General features: G+C 69.4%; 1 protein-coding gene. It reads left to right on the top strand.

Translation table 11 applies throughout. From position 1 onward, the window contains the following. A partial coding sequence (locus tag ACOADB_RS18155; RefSeq protein WP_378601534.1) for a hypothetical protein occupies positions 1-262 on the top strand: 262 nt, incomplete at its 5' end. Between the last annotated feature and the right edge of the window lie 35 nt (positions 263-297).

A 297-nucleotide genomic window follows, 5' to 3' on the forward strand; every position in this document is an offset into this window, starting at 1 on the left:
GCAGGCCGCCACCTACCGCTGGCTCGGCGTCTTCATGCTGGGCTACGCCGCCGTCGTCGGGCTCTACGCCCGCAGCTCCCTGTCCAAGCGGACGGGTTGGGCGGTCGTCGTCGGCAACGTCGTGTGGGTGCTCGCCTCGCTCGAAGTCGCCCTCACCGGGATGTTCGACATCGACGGATTCGGCCGGGCCTGGGTCGTCGCGCAGGCACTCGTCGTCGCCGACCTGGCCCTCATGCAGGCACGGTCGCTTCGCGCCCGATGACAGACTGGGCGCCATGACCAGTCTCCACGACTTCT

This window comes from Nocardioides sp. CPCC 206348, from assembly GCF_048654705.1.
Lineage (GTDB): Bacteria > Actinomycetota > Actinomycetes > Propionibacteriales > Nocardioidaceae > Nocardioides.